The 17,863-nt window shown below is 56.1% G+C and carries 11 protein-coding genes and 3 tRNA genes; 5 read left to right on the top strand and 9 right to left on the bottom strand.

The features are described 5' to 3' along the window. Window positions 1–208: 208 nt before the first annotated feature. On the top strand, window positions 209–1,504 hold the full coding sequence (locus ACI3L3_RS05190; protein ID WP_404844025.1) for an RsmB/NOP family class I SAM-dependent RNA methyltransferase: 1,296 nt from the start codon (window positions 209–211) through the stop codon (window positions 1,502–1,504). A gap of 718 nt (window positions 1,505–2,222) precedes the next feature. On the opposite strand, the gene ACI3L3_RS05185 is transcribed toward ACI3L3_RS05190, so the two are convergent. Continuing rightward, complete coding sequence (locus tag ACI3L3_RS05185) at window positions 2,223–3,392, bottom strand: class I SAM-dependent RNA methyltransferase (protein WP_404844024.1); 1,170 nt, start codon at window positions 3,390–3,392, stop codon at window positions 2,223–2,225. 211 nt (window positions 3,393–3,603) lie between these two features. On the opposite strand from ACI3L3_RS05185, the gene ACI3L3_RS05180 reads away from it, so the two are divergent. Then, window positions 3,604–4,368 (top strand): class I fructose-bisphosphate aldolase, encoded by a 765-nt coding sequence (locus ACI3L3_RS05180; protein ID WP_404844023.1) that lies wholly within the window; start codon window positions 3,604–3,606, stop codon window positions 4,366–4,368. Window positions 4,369–4,467: 99 nt separating this feature from the next. Here ACI3L3_RS05180 and ACI3L3_RS05175 read toward each other — a convergent pair whose 3' ends face one another. Both ACI3L3_RS05175 and ACI3L3_RS05170 read right to left on the bottom strand, forming a co-directional pair. Beyond that, entirely contained in the window at window positions 4,468–6,258 is a 1,791-nt protein-coding gene (locus ACI3L3_RS05175; RefSeq protein WP_404844022.1) for a chloride channel protein, read from the bottom strand. Window positions 6,259–6,261: 3 nt separating this feature from the next. Further along, complete coding sequence (locus tag ACI3L3_RS05170; RefSeq protein WP_404844021.1) at window positions 6,262–7,203, bottom strand: bifunctional riboflavin kinase/FAD synthetase; 942 nt, start codon at window positions 7,201–7,203, stop codon at window positions 6,262–6,264. 191 nt (window positions 7,204–7,394) lie between these two features. Between ACI3L3_RS05170 and ACI3L3_RS05165 the strand changes: the two genes are divergently transcribed. Next, a tRNA-Leu gene (locus tag ACI3L3_RS05165) sits at window positions 7,395–7,481 on the top strand. 64 nt (window positions 7,482–7,545) lie between these two features. Here the strand turns inward: ACI3L3_RS05165 and ACI3L3_RS05160 are convergent. From ACI3L3_RS05160 to ACI3L3_RS05145, 4 genes are all read right to left on the bottom strand, one after another. Continuing rightward, window positions 7,546–10,071, bottom strand: a complete 2,526-nt coding sequence (locus ACI3L3_RS05160; protein ID WP_404844020.1) for a Lon protease family protein — start codon at window positions 10,069–10,071, stop codon at window positions 7,546–7,548. A 17-nt stretch (window positions 10,072–10,088) separates the two neighbouring features. Next, the gene (locus ACI3L3_RS05155) at window positions 10,089–10,493 is read right to left on the bottom strand and encodes an Hsp20/alpha crystallin family protein (RefSeq protein ID WP_404844019.1); all 405 of its coding nucleotides are present in this window, start codon (window positions 10,491–10,493) and stop codon (window positions 10,089–10,091) included. Between the two features lie 546 nt (window positions 10,494–11,039). Then, window positions 11,040–11,126 (bottom strand) — tRNA-Leu (locus ACI3L3_RS05150). Between the two features lie 102 nt (window positions 11,127–11,228). Continuing rightward, a complete protein-coding gene (locus tag ACI3L3_RS05145) occupies window positions 11,229–11,669 on the bottom strand; it encodes a hypothetical protein (RefSeq protein WP_404844018.1) in 441 nt (146 codons plus the stop codon). Between the two features lie 307 nt (window positions 11,670–11,976). On the opposite strand from ACI3L3_RS05145, the gene ACI3L3_RS05140 reads away from it, so the two are divergent. Together ACI3L3_RS05140 and ACI3L3_RS05135 are read left to right on the top strand one after the other, a co-directional pair. Further along, the gene (locus ACI3L3_RS05140; protein WP_404844017.1) at window positions 11,977–13,776 is read left to right on the top strand and encodes a hypothetical protein; all 1,800 of its coding nucleotides are present in this window, start codon (window positions 11,977–11,979) and stop codon (window positions 13,774–13,776) included. A gap of 5 nt (window positions 13,777–13,781) precedes the next feature. After that, the gene (locus ACI3L3_RS05135; RefSeq protein WP_404844016.1) at window positions 13,782–15,602 is read left to right on the top strand and encodes a hypothetical protein; all 1,821 of its coding nucleotides are present in this window, start codon (window positions 13,782–13,784) and stop codon (window positions 15,600–15,602) included. A 101-nt stretch (window positions 15,603–15,703) separates the two neighbouring features. On the opposite strand, the gene ACI3L3_RS05130 is transcribed toward ACI3L3_RS05135, so the two are convergent. Beyond that, window positions 15,704–15,790, bottom strand: a tRNA-Leu gene (locus ACI3L3_RS05130). Window positions 15,791–16,413: 623 nt separating this feature from the next. Next, window positions 16,414–17,607 (bottom strand): class I SAM-dependent rRNA methyltransferase, encoded by a 1,194-nt coding sequence (locus ACI3L3_RS05125; RefSeq protein WP_404844015.1) that lies wholly within the window; start codon window positions 17,605–17,607, stop codon window positions 16,414–16,416. Window positions 17,608–17,863 lie beyond the last annotated feature (256 nt).

Here is a 17,863-nt window from a genome sequence, read left to right as displayed (position 1 = left end):
GGTGTCGTTCAGTATGGTCTTCATTTCCAGTTCGGAAAGGAAGACCTGTGTAGCACCTTCTGCGTAAGGACGCAAAATCTAACTTTGTCCATGCAGAACAAGGGCACGGACCACCCTGTGGTCCCCACCTTGCGCTTGCGCTTTGGGCGCGCAGTCCGTAGGTTCCGAGGCTTTGAAAGCCGTACATCAACCCTCGACAACACACACCATGGCAGAATCAACCACCATTCCCACCACGGACGCCAAACGGACCTTCCGCTTGGCCTGTCCCCAGCAGGACCGTCAGCTTGCGCTGGATCTCCTGCACGCCGAGGGCTACCGGTTTGCGCCGGAGCCGTTTTCCGATGTGGCCTACCACCTCACCGAGGAGCCGCAGCCCCTTGGGGGCAGCCTCGCCAACACCTTTGGCCTCATCTACATTCAGGACAAATCCAGTATGTTGCCGCCACTGTATCTGGATCCGGCCCCCGGATCGGCAATTCTGGATATGTGCGCCAGTCCGGGCGGAAAGACAAGTCTTTTATCGCTTCTTGTGGGGCCGGAGGGTTTCGTCATCGGCAACGAGCCAAACCGCTCACGCCTTGAGACCCTGCGCCGCAACCTGCACCGCATGAACGCGGTCAACGCCGCCACGTGCTCCTTCCCCGGCGAGGAACTCCCCCTTCCGCCCGGCTCCTTTGACGCCATCCTGCTGGATCCGCCGTGCTCGGGCTGGGGTACCGTGAATAAGAACCCCAACGTCATGCAGATGTGGAGCGAGGACAAAACCGAACCGTTGGAGCGCCTGCAGCGTGAATTGTTGCGCACCGCGGTGGATCTGTTGAAGCCCGGCGGTCGGCTCATGTATTCCACCTGCACCACCAATGCGCGCGAAAATGAAACGCAGGCCGATTTTGCCGTCCGCGAGCTGGGGCTGACCCTAGACCCGCTGCCGCATCCTCCGGGCTTTCAGGTGGACGCGCCGACCATGGCGCACCTTGAGGGTGTGCTGCGTGTGGGCGGCGGGCAAGAGGGCGGACAAGGATTCTTCCTCGCCCGGTTTGTAAAGCCCGAGGGCGATGGGGACGACGGCGCGCCTGTGCAGGGTGGCAAGGGCGACTTTCCGGGCCGTCCATTATCCCGTGCGGAACGCAATCTGTGCGCGCAGGCCGGAGCAGACCTTGCGGGACTGCCGCCGGGCGAGGTTTACCGTTTTGGGGAGAACACCTATTTTCTGCATGAGCACGCGCTGCGCATCATCCCGCGTGATATGCGCTGGCAGGGGTTTCCGGTCGGCAAGTTTGCGGGCAAAAAGTTTAAGCCCGACGCCCGTCTGCGCGCGCTCCTTCCCGGTGAATCGCAGCGGTTTGTGGATGCGTCGTCCATTGACGTTATTCGTCAGCTGTTGTCCGGCCAAAGTCTGACGGCGCCGCAGTCTGGGAAGTGGGCAGGCTTGTCGTTTCATGGGCACCCTCTGGCCCGGCTTGCCGTCAAGGGAAAGCGCGTGTTGTGGTCTGACAGGTAACCGTGACGATTTTTGTACCGTTTTGAGCGGGGCACTTCTTCGGGAGTGTCCCGTTTTGTTTTGCCCAAAGGGCATCGGTCCCTTTCATGGCCTGTCTCGGTCTTCGTGTCCTGTGGCGTGACGAAACGTGGTGCCTTGGGCACCATGGTGTTGGCTTTGGTTTTGTGCTTTCGACCGGGTGCTGTTTGGCGATGAGTTGTCGGTACCTCTTGGGGGCTTTTCTTTTTTTAGCTTCTTCTGGTGCGATTTGTGACGCAGCGGTTGGATGCTTTGCTGCCCGGTTTAGGACACCCCCTCCCTCTTCTTCTTCTCTTCTTTCTTTTGTTTTGTTGTTGTGGGAGTTGGTCTGTTCGTGATGTTCGCTTGAGGATTACCCCCCCTGAAAAATTCACTTTTTCTGTGTTCTTTTCTGACGGGAATAACGACGCGCTTGCGACAGGGCCGGGCCGTTTGCCCAAAAGGGTGTTCGTCGTGTCGTTTTCGTGTTCACGAATGTTCGTAACCTGTTCGTCACCCTGCGGCCCTTGCGCGGGGCGGGTTGCGCTCCTGTTTTGGACCTGTCTTTTGGAAAGTTACGAACATGGGGCATTGGGGAGCGGTTTTGGGGCGCAGCGCAGAATGTTCAAAACGTGAGCGTCCTTAACCGGCCCGGCGAAAGGGCATAAAAAAGCCCGGCTCTGGAGCCGGGCTGGAGAGGACGCACGCCGGAAGACCTCGGTCAGGAACGCACCTTGCGCGTGCCTGCGTAGAGGTCATAGACAAAGAGGCGGCACTCGATGCGGCCATTGAACAGCGGGATGCGGCGGCGCGTGCGCAGGCCGATGCGCTTGGCAAGGTGCATGTTGCCCGTGAAGACCGCTCCGGTGTAGCCTTGGCACGACTGTTTGAACATGTCGCCAATGGCGGTGTAGATGGGCTCCAGTTCCCGCTCGGAGCCAAGGCGCTCGCCGTATTCGGGATTGAGCAGGATGCAGTCCCCTTCGGTGGCCGGGGGCACGGTGGTGCGGCGGAAGTCGCACACGTCAAATTCGATGGCGCGCGCCATGCCCGCGGCCTCGGCATTCTTGCGCGCGGCGGCCACGGCCTTGGGGTCGATGTCCGTGGCGATGATGCGCCCGGTTGGCGCCGTGCGGCGCTTGATGGCGTCTTCGCGCATGAGGGACCATTCCCCGGCGTCGTACCCGCAAACGTGAATAAAGGAAAAATTCTCGCGCAGAAGCCCCGGCGCGGTGTGTGTGGCGAGAAGGGCCGCCTCGATGGCAAGGGTGCCGCTGCCGCACATGGGATTGACGAAATGCGCACCCGGCTCCCACTGCGTGCCAAGGATGGCGGCGGCCGCCAAGGTTTCGCGCATGGGCGCGCGGTGGGGCAGCTTGCGGTAGCCGCGCATGGACAGCGGCTCGCCCGTGGTATCAAGGTACAGGGTCACGCTGTCGTCGTGCCAGTACAGGGAGACCACGGCGCGGCTTCGGTCTGGTCCGGAGTCCGGACGGCGGTCCTTGTGTTTGAGGATGCGGTCCACTATGGCATCCTTGGTGCGCAGGCCGGCAAAGCGGGCATCACGCACCGCCTCGGTGCGGGCGGAGGCCACCACCGAGACGTACCCGTCCGAGGGGATGACATCCTCCCACGGCAGGCGCGAGACCTCGCTGTACAGCGCGTCGGGCGAATCCGCGCGGAACTGCGCCACCTCAAGGAGCACGCGGTGGGCCGTGCGCAGGTGCAGGTTCAGGAGCATGCAGTCCGTGAACGTGCCTGTGGTTTCCACGGCGGCGGGGCGCTCGGCCGTGACGTCAAAGCCCAGCTGGACCAGTTCCTCGGCGACAAAAGGCTCTACAGCCTTGGCGCAGGTGATAAGTATGGTGTGTTCCGTTTCAAATATGCTCATGGCGACTCCCTTGCGCATGTGGCGCGTTGGCGGAACATAGGGTACACCTGCAACGCAGGCAAGTCCGCTCCCGCATGCCGGGAGCGCGGCGCACCGGAAAGGGCGGTGTGAACCGTGTTCGTTTTTGCCATAACTTTATTTTATCATTGACGCTTTTGCGTGTTCCTTTTCTCCGGAACACGCAGGGCGAAAACTCAACAACGAGGTGGATATGATTGGAACGACCCGACGGTTGCGGCGGCTGTTTCACACCCGGACATCACGCTCGGTCATCCTGCCGCTGGACCATGGAGCAAGCGACGGCATGCTTCAGGGGATCGAAACCTTTCCCGAACTCCTCGCGGGCGCAGCAACCCTGCCCGTGCAGGGCGTGGTGCTCAATAAGGGCCTCGCCCGGGCCAAGGCCGCAGATGTGGAGCCGGAGACGAATCTTATTATCCAGCTGTCTGCCGGAACCAAACACGGCCTGCCCAACTACAATCAAAGCATTGTCTGCTCCGTGGAGCAGGCCCACAGGCTGGGCGCAGACGCCGTGTCCGTGCATGTGAATATCGGCAACGACCTTGAAGACCGCATGCTGCAGGAGTTTGGCACCATCACAGACGAGGCGCACCTCCTTGGTCTGCCCGTTATTGCCGTGATTTACGCCCTTGGCGGCCAAATTGTGAACGAGCTGGACCCCAGCCTCATAGGCCACTGCATTCGCCTTGGCGGCGAGCTTGGCGCGGATGTGGTGTGCGTGCCCTATTCCGGGGACGCCGCATCTTTTGGCCACGCCGTGGAGCACTCCCCGGTGCCGGTGCTGGTGACGGGGGGGCCGGGCCAGCCGGATTGGAAGTCCTTCCTTGCCATGATTCAGGAGGCCCTTGAGGCCGGCGCATCCGGCGTTGCCATTGGCCGCAACATTTTCCAGCATAGCGAGCCTATGAAGGCTTTGGCCGCTGTGTGCGAAACGGTGCACGGCGCAGGCGAATAGGCACTGCGCCGCCATCTGGCGGTGGACGAAGAAAAAACGGGGCGCGGCCATGTGGCTGCGCCCCGTTTTGCGTGTGGGGGGAGGGCTGGCGCGCGTGCGCTAGCTTGTGGCGATGGTGATGGCGTTCTTGTAGGCATTGAACACGTCTTCGCGGTTCAGGATGCCAATAATTGTGTGCGGGGATTCCGGGTGTACCACGGGAATCTGCCCGTAGTCGGTATCCACGAACTTCATCAGCGCGGTGTACAGGTCGTCCTTGGGGACGAGGGTTGCGGGCTTGCCCGCGAGGTCGCGCACCACGATGAGGTCAAAGAGGCAGGTTTCGTACAGCACCTTGCGCACGTCCTTCATGCCCAGCATGCCCGTAATGGCGCCCTCGGTGTTCTTGATGGGGAAGTACAGCTCGTTGGTGCCGACGATGATGTCCGTCAGCGCCTTGAGGGTGGTGCCTTCCTCCAGCGTGGTTACGCGGCCGGGGCGGAAGTAGTCCTTCACGTACAGGCCTTCGAGGACGTTGATGGTCATGTCCTCAATATGCGCGGGTGACTCAAACTTGTTTTCCACCTGATTTTCGTACAGCGAGGTCTTTTTGCCGAGGACAATGCACACCACGCTGGCCAGCATCAGCGGCGCAAGCAGGCCGTAGCCCTGCGTCAACTCGCAGACCATAATCATGGGACCGATGGGGGCATTGGCCACACCAGCAAAGAAGGCCGCCATGCCCACCAGCACGTAGCCGCCGGGCTGGGTGACAATATCCGGGAAGTACTTGTTGGACAAAAAGCCGATAAAGCCGCCGCTCATGCCGCCAACAAACAGGGCCGGGGCGAACATGCCGCCGCTCATGCCCGAACCGATGGTCACGGACGTGGCAAGGGTCTTGCCCACAAGGATGGCCAGCATGATGGATACGGCCAGCTCGCCCTTGATGGCGAGTTCCAGCCAGCCGTAGCCGCCGGTGAGCAGCTGCGGGAATGTCATGCCCAAAAGGCCCATGGCCAACCCGCCAAGGCCCATGGCCCACATCAGGCCCAGCTTAAGGGAGAGCGGCTCAAAGACCTTGAATTTGATGAATTCAAAAGTGCGGATGTAAAACCATCCGGTGAAGGAGCAGAAAAAAGCCATCAGCACGTAAAAGGGCAGTTCCAGCGCGTTGGTGAAGTGGAACTCGGGGATGCCGAAGATGGGCGTTGTGCCGAAGAAGAGGGAAAACAGGGAATAGGCGATAACAGAGGAGATAACGGCAGGCAGAACGGCCTCTGATTCAAAGTCTTCCTTGTAGATGACTTCAATGGCGGTGAGTGCGCCGCCAAGGGGTGCGCGGAAAATCGCGCCGAGGCCGCCCGCCGCACCTGCAAGCAGCATGATGCGGCGCTCCTTTGTCGTCAGCTTGAATTTATCCGCGATATAGCAGCCAATGGTCGCGCCCATTTGCGAGATGGGACCTTCGCGGCCGGCGCTGCCACCGGTAACGATGGTGAACATCGCGGTGACACCTTTGATAAGGCCCACAAGGGGAGGGATTTTCCCTTCCTTGTTGTGGAAGGCGTTGATGGTGGCGTCGGTGCCGTCGGTGCCGCCGCCAACGGAGTCCGGGATAAAGCGCATGATGAGCCAGCCGGACGCAAGACCCACCGCAGTGGTCATGATGGGGATAAGCCAAGGCCGGAAGGCACCGGCCGGGCCGTGGAATATCTCTTCACCCGCGGGGCCGGGAAGGGTAAATCCCGCAAACTGATGGATGAAGACGAATTTCAGATATTCCACGCCCGTAAAGAAGAGTACGGCGGCAAGCCCTGAAAAGACGCCCACGCCCAGTGAAAGACCTATCCAGCGCATGGTCTGGCCATGGAACATGGAGTAGAGCGTTTTTATTGTTTTGGTAAACATGGCTTACATTTGCGCCTCGGAGCTGGCAAGGATGGTCCGCGCCAGGTTGATGTCGTGTGAGATTTGGTCCATGAGCTGCTGCAGGTCGTCGAATTTCTTTTCCGAGCGCAGACGCTGGACAAAGCTGACTGTCAGGTCCTTGCCGTACAGGTCTTCTTCAATGTCCATAATGTGGACCTCAACGGAAACCGCGTCGTTCCCAAAGGTGGGATTGTAGCCGATATTGGCCACAGCCGGGCGCGTTACGCCGCCCACCATGGCCCAGCACGCGTACACGCCAAGCCCAGGGGAGAGTTCGTCCACCAGTTTCAGGTTCGCGGTAGGAAAGCCCAGCAGGCGGCCGCCGCGGTTGGCGCCGTGCTGGACGGTGCCGGTCACGGTATAGAAGCGTCCCAGCAGCGGGCGTGCGTCCCACACATTTCCGGCTTGGACGAGGTCGCGGATGCGGGTGGAGCTGACGATGGCGTCGCCGTGCATATAGGGGCCAACGCGCTCCACGCCAAAGCCGTACTTATGCCCAAGGGCGGTGAGCATCTCGTAGTTGCCCTTGCGGCCCTTGCCAAAGGCGTAGTCGTAGCCGATGACGAGTTCCTGCGTATTCAGGCCGTCCACGAGGTAGGTGTGCACAAAGCTTTCCGGATCCAGCGCCGCCATGTCGCGGGTGAATTCCAAAACCACGCACAGTTCAATGCCCATGTCGCTGATGAGCTGGAGCTTTTGGTCCAGAAGGGTGATAAACGGCGGGGTGTTCGTTGCGGTGAGAACCCGCAGGGGATGCGGATCAAAGGTAATGGCGACAGATTCCTGATGGTTTGCCCGCGCTTTGTCGCGCGTTCTGGCCAGTAGCTTCTGATGCCCCTTGTGGACCCCGTCAAAGTTGCCAATGGTGACGCACGCGCCACGCAGGCTGTCTCGGATGTCCTCTATGTTGCGGATGACGATCATGTGGGTGATGCCTTTTGAGTCTAGGGATATGATGAGGGCATGTGCTACCCCAAATCAGCATGTCGTTCAAGCCGTGAAACATCTGTGAAGAAAGCAGTTTTATAACTGCCCGAAAAAATGGACAAAAAGAAACGTAAAAAAAGTACTTGCAAAACCCCGCGCCCCCAAGCTATACAGGCCGTCCACCGAGTGCCGAAGTGGTGGAATTGGTAGACACGCTAGGTTCAGGGTCTAGTGAGCGTTCGCTCGTGGGAGTTCGACTCTCCCCTTCGGCACCACTCAAGAAAGTAAGGCTTCCAGCATTATGCTGGAAGCCTTTTTTCGTTGTGCGTCCCCTTCCCTTTATCCGTTCCCCGGCCCTCCGGGGTCATCGGGGGATTCGGGTGGGTCTTTTTTGGTGCGGGATTTGCCTTTGTCGTTGTCCTCGTCGTCCTTGCCGAATTTTTGTAGTTCTTCGGCCAACTCGCGCAGTTTGGCGTCCACAAGGCCGTAGATGGTGGTTTTGGGGTAGGTGCCGTCTTTTTTGCGTTTTCCGGCGCTTGTGCCCGTCAGCAGTTCGATGCCTTCGTCAATGTTCTCAACGGCCCAGACGTGGAAGTCGCCCTTGTCGATGGCCTCCACAACGTCCGGGCGCAGCATCAGGTCCTTCACGTTGGCGCGGGGGATCATCACGCCTTGTTCCCCGGTCAGCCCCGCGTGCTTGCAGCACAGGTAGAAGCCTTCAATTTTTTCATTCACGCCGCCAATGGGCTGCACCTCGCCGCGTTGGTTCACGGAGCCGGTCACCGCAATATCCTGCCGCAGGGGTTTGCCCGACAGGCTGGAGAGCAGGGCGTAGAGCTCCGTGCTGGACGCCGAATCCCCGTCGATGCCGCCATACGATTGCTCGAAGGTGATGGAGGCGGTGAGTGACAGGGGTTTGTTCTGCGCAAAGGTATGCCGCAGGTACCCGGACAGAATCAGCATGCCCTTGTTGTGCGTTGGACCCGAGAGTTTGGCTTCCCGTTCGATGTTGATAATGCCGTCGCGCCCAAGGGACGTTACCGCCGTGATGCGCGAGGGCTTGCCGAACATATAATCGCCCATGGAGTACACCGCGAGGCCGTTCACCTGCCCCACAGCTTTTCCCGAGGTGTCCACGAAGATGGACCCGCGGTCGATCATTTCCTGCAAGCGCTCTTCAATTTGGTTGGTGCGGTAGATTTTGGCGCTGAGCGCCGCGTCCACGTGCTCCGCCGTAACCTGATCTGCCTCAGCCTCCTGCGCAAAGAAGTTCGCTTCCGCCAGCAGGTCCGCAAGCACCGGAAACGCCGTACTCATCTTTTCCTGTCGTCCCGCCATGCGCACGGCCTGCTCCATAATGCGGCACACGCCGGACGCATCGAAGTGCCGCAGGCCTTCCTTTTCCTGCTCGGAGCGGATAAACCGCGCCACCTGCAGGATGGTGTCCTCCGAGCGGTCCATTGAGGACTCGTAATCCGCCCGGACTTTGAAGATTTTCTCCATGTCCTCGTCGTAGTAGCGCAGCAGCGAATAGATGCGCGCATCCCCAAGGACAACGACCTTTACGTTCATGGGAATGGGTTCAGGCTTGAGGCCCGTTGCCGTCAGGAAGTAGTACGGGTCGTAGGTTTGGATTTCGATTTCTTCGGTCTTGAGCGAGCGTTTCAGCGTCTGCCACACGCCCGGCTCCATAATCGCGTCCAGCAGGTTGATGACAAGGTAGCCCCCGTTGGCCTTAATGAACGATCCTGCCTTGATTTTCGTAAAGTCTGTCCGCCAGCCGCCGCCCGGTTCCATAATGCGCTCAATGGACCCAAAGAGGTTCCGGTAGGTCGGGTAGGATTCAATAATCACCGGCGGCCCTTCCAGCTCGCTGTTATCCACCAGCAGGTTCACCTTGTACGGCCGCAGCAGTACGTCCGGCGAGGGCGCGGCCATCATCGGAATGGGCGGCGCGCCCTGCGGCGCCTTGGCGCCAATCATGCGCAGTTCGTCCAGCCGTGAGGCCATATGTTCCAGCATGGCTTCGCAATACGCGTCCACTTTTTCGCCCGGAAATTCTTCCTTCACTGGCTTCAGCAGGTCCTGCGCCAGCGTCATGAACATCAGCCGGTCCACCTCGTCATGCTTTCGCGACACATCCTTTTGCAGGCCGCGCACTTGCTGCACGATGAAGTCCAGCTCCTCTTTGAGCTTGGCGCGCCGCTCCTTCAAGCTTTCAAATTCCTTTTTGGGAAAGCGTCCATTTTCCACCATTTCCTCAAGCTCGACCAGCCGCTTGGGTTCGCCGTCCACAAGCGGCAGGATGTCCGGGCGCTGGACCGGGCCCATCTGCATATTCACGACCACAAGGTCCGTGTCCTTCACCTTGTCCTCAACGTCCTTGTAGAACTCGCGGACCTTTTTTTCGTGCGCCTCGTGGATGGCGTTTTTCCGCGCGATGTATTCTTCGCTCTCAAAGAGCTGTGGCAGGTCGCGCTTCAGGGTGTCCAAAAACTCCTCAACCGCCTTTTTGAACTGCGCCCCCTTGCCCGCCTGAAACTGGAGCAGAAGAGGGGCTTCCTGCCGTTTAAAGTCGTTGACGTAGCACAGGTCCTCCGGCGGCTCGTCCTTGCGGGAGAGTTCCTTCAGCAGCTTTTTTACCGTGGCTAAGCGTCCACTGCCCGACGCGCCGGTGACAAAGATATTGTAGCCCTTTTTCGTCATACCCATGCCGAACCGAAAGGCCTCCACGCCGCGCTTTTGCCCAATAATATCCTGATGCGGCTCAAGGTCCGCCGTGGAGGAAAAGGGCAGCGATTTTGGCGCCAAGGTCCAGCGCAGTTGGTCGGTCGGCACATGCAGGGAGTGCGTTTTCGAAGCCATGCGAACCTCCGTGGCGGTTAGGAATCGGAAATGGTGATGCGTTTGGCTGTGTCCGGAGTGCGGCGGACAAGGGTTACGGTTAAAACGCCGTCTACAAAGGACGCGTTTACCGCCTCGGTGTCCACCTCGTACGGCAGGCGCATCTTGCGATGCGTCGTGGTCGTGTGCTGGCCGGTGTGCTTGTGCGCAGAGATGCCAAGCAGCGTGCCCGTCAGCGTGATGTCAATGTCCTCAATGGAAAACCCCGGCAGGGGCAAGGTTATCAGCAGCCGTTCCGGGCTCTTGCGCATAACCATTCCGTCATCATGCAAGCAGGAGATGTCCGGGATGCCAAGGTCCGTGCAGAAACTCTCGAAGAGGCGGTCCATGTCCTCTTTCAGGCGAGCAAGTTGCCTGTCACTCCAGATGCGCAGGTCAGGCATTGCAGTCCTCCTTCACCGGGGCAGAGTGCGTTTGATGCCATGTGCAGTATGGATACTGTTTGCGTAACGCTATCACACTCCTGAAAAAGGGCACAAGAAATCGTGGTTGAAAAAATGGTGCTGTGCTGCAAGGCGGCGGGAGGCCTTGGGGTGAGAAGGGGCTATGGCGTGGAGGGAACGCGGTCGGAAGATTTTATCTCCGATGGCTCAAGGACTCCGCCCTTGAGAATCCCGAGAGCGGTCATGACGGGTGCGCGTAGATGGGGCTGCTTGGGACCCCTGTGGGGCTCTTGCGTTTGGAGAATTTATTGGGGGGCTGAGTGCTGTGGCGAGGGCGGTGAGAATCCCTGTGTGAGGGAGGCTATTTTCGGGCGGCTTCCGCCCGAAAATCCTGGGGATTCTCAAGGGTGTCACACCCTTGAGCCGCCGGAGGCTCTTTTTATTTCTATGTCCCTTCGTCCTTTTAGGCCGAACGATCTAAGACCTAAAGCCTGCGGAGCAAAAAAAAGGCTTCGGGGTGGAACCGAAGCCTGAAGCACCAAAAGGTGGTGCCGAAGGGGAGAGTCGAACTCCCACGAGCGAACGCTCACTAGACCCTGAACCTAGCGTGTCTACCAATTCCACCACTTCGGCACGGGAGAAGGCTGTATAAACTTGCTGGCCGGACTTTGGCAAGTCCAAATTGGCCATATTTTCAAAAAAATTGCCGAATGACCGTTTGCTGCGGGCGTTTGGCTACTGTTTGGTGTTTGACGCGGCTTCTGCTGCGGCGGTTGCTTTGGCGAGGTCATCGCGCAGGGCCTGGGCGACGTGGTCTTTGTAGGCGGTCAACCCTTTGGAGTCGATACACGCCAGGGCGTCCTGCTCGGAGGTAATATCGGCAAAGCGCTTTGGGGAAGCCCAAATCAGGTGAATTCCGGCGATTTTCTTATCAACCTCAACCTGCGCAAGAATATTGGCCGTCTGAATCTTGCTCCGCAGGCTCTGGGGCATGCCAGGAATCTGGAGCAAATGCTGTTTGGGGTAGAAGAGGTAGCGAACAGTAATGGCCGAGGTAGAAAACGGCTCATTCTGAAACCCATCATCAACGTCCAACCCGCTTTCTTTAGCGGACTGAATCATATTGAAAATATCGGAAGCAATGCTCTCTTCGTAGCTTTTCGTGCTCTCATCCATATGGCAACTCCTCGTATAGTGAGACATACAGGGCTAAAACCGTCACCAGCAGGCATACACGCGCAGCACGGCCCCTGCAAGCGTGGGGATGAGGTGGAGGTTTGTTTGTTCATAAAATAATGAATAATTACAGCTGACTAAATAAGATGTGAACAAAAGGAACAGGGTGCGGTGTGGTCTGTGGTGATATCTGGCTGTTGATTGAAAATAGACAGGGCGTATGGGAGCAGTGTATGGGCTGAAAGCTCTTTTTGAAAAAGGGCGTTAAAATACGGTGCAAGAACAATAACAATTTCATGGGATAGTTATGAGACTGAGCTGGAAGTGGTGCCTTCCTTTTGGCGTCCTTGTTTTACCATTTGTTTATTCAGCTTTTTTTACATTCCCGGGTGGGGATGATTTCGATAGAGCCAATACAGCCCGCTATCTTTTCGACGTATATAAAGCTGTCGAAAGTATGGGCTGGTCGTGGTGGGTGTGGAGCGGGCGTTACACGCACCACTTTTTGGTAATCTTCTTTGGCGATGCGGTGTGGTCTCGCCTTGGATATGCTGCTGTCTGCCTTGGAGTGATGGGTGTCTATTTTCTTGGGATGTTTGGAATATTCCGAGAGTTGACGGGAAGGCGAGAGTATTCCACGCCGTTCGTACTTGCTTTAGTGGGAATGCTGACCTTCTTTGCCGGGCACGAGAATCTTAATGCGACGTATTATCTGGTTACAGATGCGTTGGGCCTTGGCATCGGTAATGGGATTGTGCTGATTTTTATTTGGAGTCTGACAAGAATTTGGTTTTGTCCTCATGTAGAAAAGCGTGATGTTGTGTTCGCAGTAGCATCTGGAGGTATTGGGATTGGATGCTATGAGCATGCTGCTGTCGCTATATTTATCACCGGATGTACAGGAGCAGCGCTAGCTTTTGCGTATGACCATAAGCACAAGGCCGTGTTTTGGAAGATTGCGAAGTGGATTCTCTTCTTCTTCCTGTTGTCGTTTCTCGCCCGAGGTAATTTTCGCAGGCAGACAAAGCGTTCCGTGAGTTTTGAGGAGATGCTTGTCAATGTACAGCATGCAGGGATTGATTGGTTTAAGTATTCATTCATTGGGTTTGGCAGTGTGTTTCCCGTCATGGCGGTACTTTTGGCTCGCATCTGTCCCGCGACGTGGGGGCAGTCATTCCAGAGGCGGTGGTCTCTGATTTGGGTGTTGGGTGGCGGCCTTGTTGTCTTTATTGGTGTGTCAGGAGCGATTGTTCTTGTTCATGCCATGAGCGACGTTACGATTGGCGAGGCCTCAAAACTGCCAGCAAGCGTTGGGCTCCTTAGTGCGTACGTTATGGTTGGCGTTGCCTTGGGGTGCCGCGAGTCGCTTCAGAAATACTTGGGTTGGCTCTCGAAAGGGGGAGCCCTTGCTCTTGTTGTCCTTATTTTGGTTTTAAGCCCAAATATGCAGAGAACATGGATTGATGCCGTGTCCGGAACGACGGCTCTCTTTGGGGCAGAACAGGCAAGACGGTTTGACGTGTTGTTGGCCCATCAGGGGGAGAGCGTTTCAGTGTGCCCTTTGTTTACGACAGCATATCCCGCCACAAGCTTTGGCGATCCAATTCCTTCTCATGCGTCGCAATGGCCGAACAAACAAATCCGAAAGATGTATGGACTCAAGGGCTTACAGTCTGTTCAGCCTCAAAAGGAAAAAGTGCTCGAGCAGATCGCGAGCAAGCCTCTGGAGGAAGCTCAGTACGTCGAATATGTTCCACGTGTACAAGCTGGTCCCAATGAATCGTATCTGTTTGATTGGCTTGTATTTAAGCCGGAGACACCTATCCAGACTCTGTCTGTTTTTACCGTAACAAAGAATACAGAGGATCGCCCCGTTCCAGAGTGGCTTACAAATATAATGAACGACGTCGTCCTTGCAAAAGACAGTTTTGAAATGGGTGGCATTGAACAGTTGGCTGGTGTGCGCCGGACATTTACGGGGACGAGTTGGCAGGACGAAACCTCTGGGGCATGGGTTGTGCCTGTTAATGTTCCGGGCGCTGCGGATGTTGTGGGTGTCTATGTTTCTCGTGATGGCGTAACATTTAATAAAATATTATACAGGTAATTAAAATGAGTAACACAGTCCGTATTATTCGTTATTTGCTGTGGTGTTTAGTTGGTATGCTAATTATTTTCCCATTTATATTTTCAGCATATTTTTCATTCCCTTATTGGGATGACTTTGAGAGAGCCCATCAAGCGAGATATATTTTTGATATATACAAAGCAATTGAGCGTATGGGGTGGAGTTGGTGGGTGTGGAGTGGACGCTTTACACATCATTTTTTTGTAACGTTCTTTGCAAAAGGTGTTTTGACTAGTGTCGGATACTTTTCGATAACGATGGGGGTACTATTAATCTATTTTGTGTCCTTCTTTGGGATATTGAATGAGTTGTCATGTAGGAAAGACAAGTTGCTCTCGCTCCTTGGTTCAATACTCTGCCTTTCGGCTTTGTTAACGAGTCATATGGCGCTGGATAAAGTCTATTATCTGGCTACGGATTCTTTAGGTATAGGGATAGGAAGCGGTTTTGTTCTGACCTTCATTTGGTCTCAATTGCGGCTGTGGAATTTGTCTCATTGGACAAGCAAAGATGTTATATTGTCCGTGTCATCTGGGGCTCTGGCGATTGGGTCGTATGAACATTCTGGTTTAGCAGTCCTTTTGATCTCTGTAATATCTTTGTTTTTTGCTCTGTATGTTAAAAGAGAAAAGAAAAAGGTGTTTTTCCTGGTCTTCAAATGGATTGTATTCTTCTTCTTGTTGTCATTCTGCGCACGAGGTAACTTTAGACGTCAAACTAAGCGCTCAGTTGGAATTGAGGATATTTTTGAGAATTTAGGAAACTTGTTTTCTGATTGGATTTCTTATGGGTTCTGGGCGTTCGACTGCTTGAATATACTTGTCATTTTGTTGATTGGTGTTTTTATAATGAAAACGATGTGTCGAGATATCACAGTTAAAAAAATGCCATCTTTTGTTTTGGCCGTTATTTCAATTATGTCTCTGACTCTTTCAATTGTTTTTTTGCACGCGTTAAGTGATATAACAATTGGAGAAAAATCAAAACTTTCAGCAAATGTGGCACTGTTAGTCTCTTATCTTTTGCTATGGACTTTTTTAATACTGCTTAAAGGGTCAAAGGTAATGATAAGTAAAATCCCAGTAGACATTCCGTGTGCGTTGATTTTGATTTGTTTTCTTATGTCTCCTAACTTTCAAACAACAGCGATGAATGTTTTTTCCGGGAGAACTGGGCTATACGGAGTTGAACAAAGTCGAAGGTATGAAATACTTTCTTCTTCTGAAGGCAGGGACGTTCAGGTTTCGGCGTTGTCAGATATTGTCTATCCGGCGAGCTTTGGTGATGGTATCCCGAGGAGTGCTTCAACTTGGCCCGCAAAGGATATTTGCAAAACGTATAATCTAAAAAGTGTTCGGTCTGAGCTACCCAAGGTTAAGTTGGTTGAATCAAATGTGGAGCGAGGTGAGCAGGTCGTCTTACCACGCATTAATGCCTCTGCTTTCTTTGTTCCGAAATTTCAGGCAGGGTCAAACGAGACGTTTATGTACGATTGGCTGGTCCTTTATCCCAATTCTTTGGTTCAGGAACTGACAGTTCTTACCTTAACTCAGAATGCTGCATATCGTCCCGTGCCCGAGGGGCTAGTATCGATAATGAATAATGCTGTTTTGCAAAAAAATTATCTGAGTTTGGGGGTGCTAGAACGGTTTGCATGCGTCCCTCATGTGTTTTCACGTAGCGAGTGGAGCGATAAGGAGACCGGAGCGTGGACTGTTCCCGTTAATATTCCAGGAGTCGCCGATGTGGTTGGACTGTATGTGTCTGTTGATGGGAAGAATTTCGTACGTGTGTTTGGCGAATAGACGAGAGTATGAGAGTGAATCACACTGAATGAAGCGTTCGCTTCAGAACAAAAAAGAAAAAGGGCTTCAACCTGTTGGTTGAAGCCCTTTCTGCTTTCATATGGTGCCGAAGGGGAGACTCGAACTCCCACGGCCTTTCGGCCACTACCCCCTCAAGATAGCGTGTCTACCAATTCCACCACTTCGGCACGGGGGGGGGCGGCGTTATCCGCCCGGAGAACGGGTGTATGCCGTATTTTCTGGTGGCTGGCAAGTGTCTTTTTCCGTCTTGGGTAAAAAAAGTGGGTGTGGGGAGTGGCGGGTTTTGGAGGTTTGAGACGCGTGTCGTTGAGTATGTTCATAAAATACTGAAGTATTTCAAAGATATAGTAAGGTAATGAACATTGGGAACAACTGCTGGCTACAGGGACTCCAAGGCGTGTGGGCTTGGTTCTGGGGAAAGATGGCGTCTGTGGTTGGTGCGGGGGCGGAGTTGCGTGTTGGGTTGTGGGTGTGGAGCGAAAAGAGGGAGCCGGTGGCGGGGCAGATGTCGCGGCTTCGTTTCTGGTGTGAGCAGGGGGGAGGGCGGCCCTAGGAGGTAACCTGTACCGCCAGAACCTGTTCCCTCTGTTCCCAGGCAGAACTGTTACCCATGTTCCGGGGTGTACAAAGCTACTATACATCCTTCCGAGTCATGGGCCGCTATAAGCTCTCTGCGAGGCGTTCTGGGTGAGGGCGAGGCTGTGTAGGGTCCGCTTGGGCTTGAGAACATAAAATACCCCCGGTTCCAGCTGAACCGGGGGTATTGGTGGTGCGTATGGCCGGAGCGGGGCTACTCGACGCGGACGGTGAAGCCCTTGAGGTAGCGGCTTTCCGGGAAGCTCAGAGCCGCGGGATGGTCGGGAGCCTGGCCGATGCGGCGGATGATTTGCGCTTTGCGACCTGCATCGAGGGCGGCGCCGGCAACGATTTTCTGGAACAGGTCCGACTCCATGAGTCCGGAGCAGGAGTAGGTGAACAGGGTGCCACCGGGGCGCAGCAGGTGGAAGGCAATCAGGTTGATGTCCTTGTAGCCACGGCAGGCCTGCTTCAGGGAGCGGCGCGAGTCCACGAATTTGGGCGGATCGAGCACGATGACGTCGAAGGTGCGGCCTTCCTTGCGGAAGCGGCGTAGTGCTTTGAAGACGTCGGCTTCCATGAATTCGGCTTTGTCCATATTGAGGCCGTTCACCTCGGTATTGCGGCGCGCCATATCCAGCGCAGCACCGGAGGTGTCGATGTTGATGACGCTTTTTGCGCCACCGGCAAGGGCCCACACTCCGAATCCGCCGGTAAAGCAGAAACAGTTCAGCACGTCGCGCCCGGCGCTGTGGGCGCCCACAAGGCGGCGGTTTTCGCGCTGGTCGAGGTAGAAGCCCGTCTTGTGCCCGTGGCGCACGTCCACAAGGAACTTGACGCCCAGCTCATCGATCTCCACCAACTCTGGCGGCTCTTCGCCGGTGAGTACGCCGGAGTCGCCCTTGAGGCCTTCCTTGCTGCCGCGCACGTCGGCGTCGGAGCGTTCGTACACGCCCTGCAGGCCGGGCAGAATGTCCATAAGGGATGCGGCAATGCTGTGCTTCCAGTATTCCGCGCCCGTGGTGAGAAACTGACACACGGCAAAGTCGCCGTAGCGGTCAATGATGACGCCGGGCAGGCCGTCGCTTTCCGCGTTGACGATGCGGCAGGCGCGTTCTGGAATATCGGACCCCGGCTCGCGGCGCAGGGCGGCTGCGGCCTTGAGGCGCTCATGAAAGAACGCGTCGTCGATGGTGTCGGATTCCGTGAAGCTGAGGATGCGGATTTGGATTTGCGATTTGGGCGACCATGAGCCGTAGCCAAGAAAGTCGCCGTTTTGGGATTCGACGCGAACGGTCTCACCGGGAGCGGGATGGCCGTCGATTGTCTTTATTGCCCCGGAGAAGACCCAGGGGTGCCAGCGTAGCAGGGATTTCTCCCTGCCTTTTTTCAGTCGGATGTTTGTCATGCTGTAGAGGATACCACAAAGGAATTGAATGTTGTGCTCCAACCATGCGGTCGGCTGTGCCCACGTACCATCAAGATTGCGCTCGGCGCAAGGCGCTGATGCGCCGCACGCATGAAGTGCGGCTTCTGGCGGGACTTTCTGAGGCACATCAGGGGGATGGAAGAGGCGGAGGCGCGCCCTGCGGTGTGGCTGTGCGGCGGTGCATTGGGTTGTGGCTTGGGATGTTCATTGTGTTCATAAAGCGGATAATCGTCTG

The organism is Desulfobaculum sp. SPO524 (genome assembly GCF_044987625.1).
Taxonomy (GTDB): domain Bacteria; phylum Desulfobacterota; class Desulfovibrionia; order Desulfovibrionales; family Desulfovibrionaceae; genus Desulfobaculum.
The sequence above is the reverse complement of the archived record's forward strand: the minus strand, read 5'-3'. Positions and strand labels throughout refer to the sequence as shown.

Coding starts and splice junctions, on each gene's coding strand:
- ACI3L3_RS05190 (WP_404844025.1), top strand. CDS start 209: ATGGCAGAATCAACCACCATTCCCACCACGGACGCCAAACGGACCTTC.
- ACI3L3_RS05185 (WP_404844024.1), bottom strand. CDS start 3,392: ATGAGCATATTTGAAACGGAACACACCATACTTATCACCTGCGCCAAG.
- ACI3L3_RS05180 (WP_404844023.1), top strand. CDS start 3,604: ATGATTGGAACGACCCGACGGTTGCGGCGGCTGTTTCACACCCGGACA.
- ACI3L3_RS05175 (WP_404844022.1), bottom strand. CDS start 6,258: ATGTTTACCAAAACAATAAAAACGCTCTACTCCATGTTCCATGGCCAG.
- ACI3L3_RS05170 (WP_404844021.1), bottom strand. CDS start 7,203: ATGATCGTCATCCGCAACATAGAGGACATCCGAGACAGCCTGCGTGGC.
- ACI3L3_RS05160 (WP_404844020.1), bottom strand. CDS start 10,071: ATGGCTTCGAAAACGCACTCCCTGCATGTGCCGACCGACCAACTGCGC.
- ACI3L3_RS05155 (WP_404844019.1), bottom strand. CDS start 10,493: ATGCCTGACCTGCGCATCTGGAGTGACAGGCAACTTGCTCGCCTGAAA.
- ACI3L3_RS05145 (WP_404844018.1), bottom strand. CDS start 11,669: ATGGATGAGAGCACGAAAAGCTACGAAGAGAGCATTGCTTCCGATATT.
- ACI3L3_RS05140 (WP_404844017.1), top strand. CDS start 11,977: ATGAGACTGAGCTGGAAGTGGTGCCTTCCTTTTGGCGTCCTTGTTTTA.
- ACI3L3_RS05135 (WP_404844016.1), top strand. CDS start 13,782: ATGAGTAACACAGTCCGTATTATTCGTTATTTGCTGTGGTGTTTAGTT.
- ACI3L3_RS05125 (WP_404844015.1), bottom strand. CDS start 17,607: ATGACAAACATCCGACTGAAAAAAGGCAGGGAGAAATCCCTGCTACGC.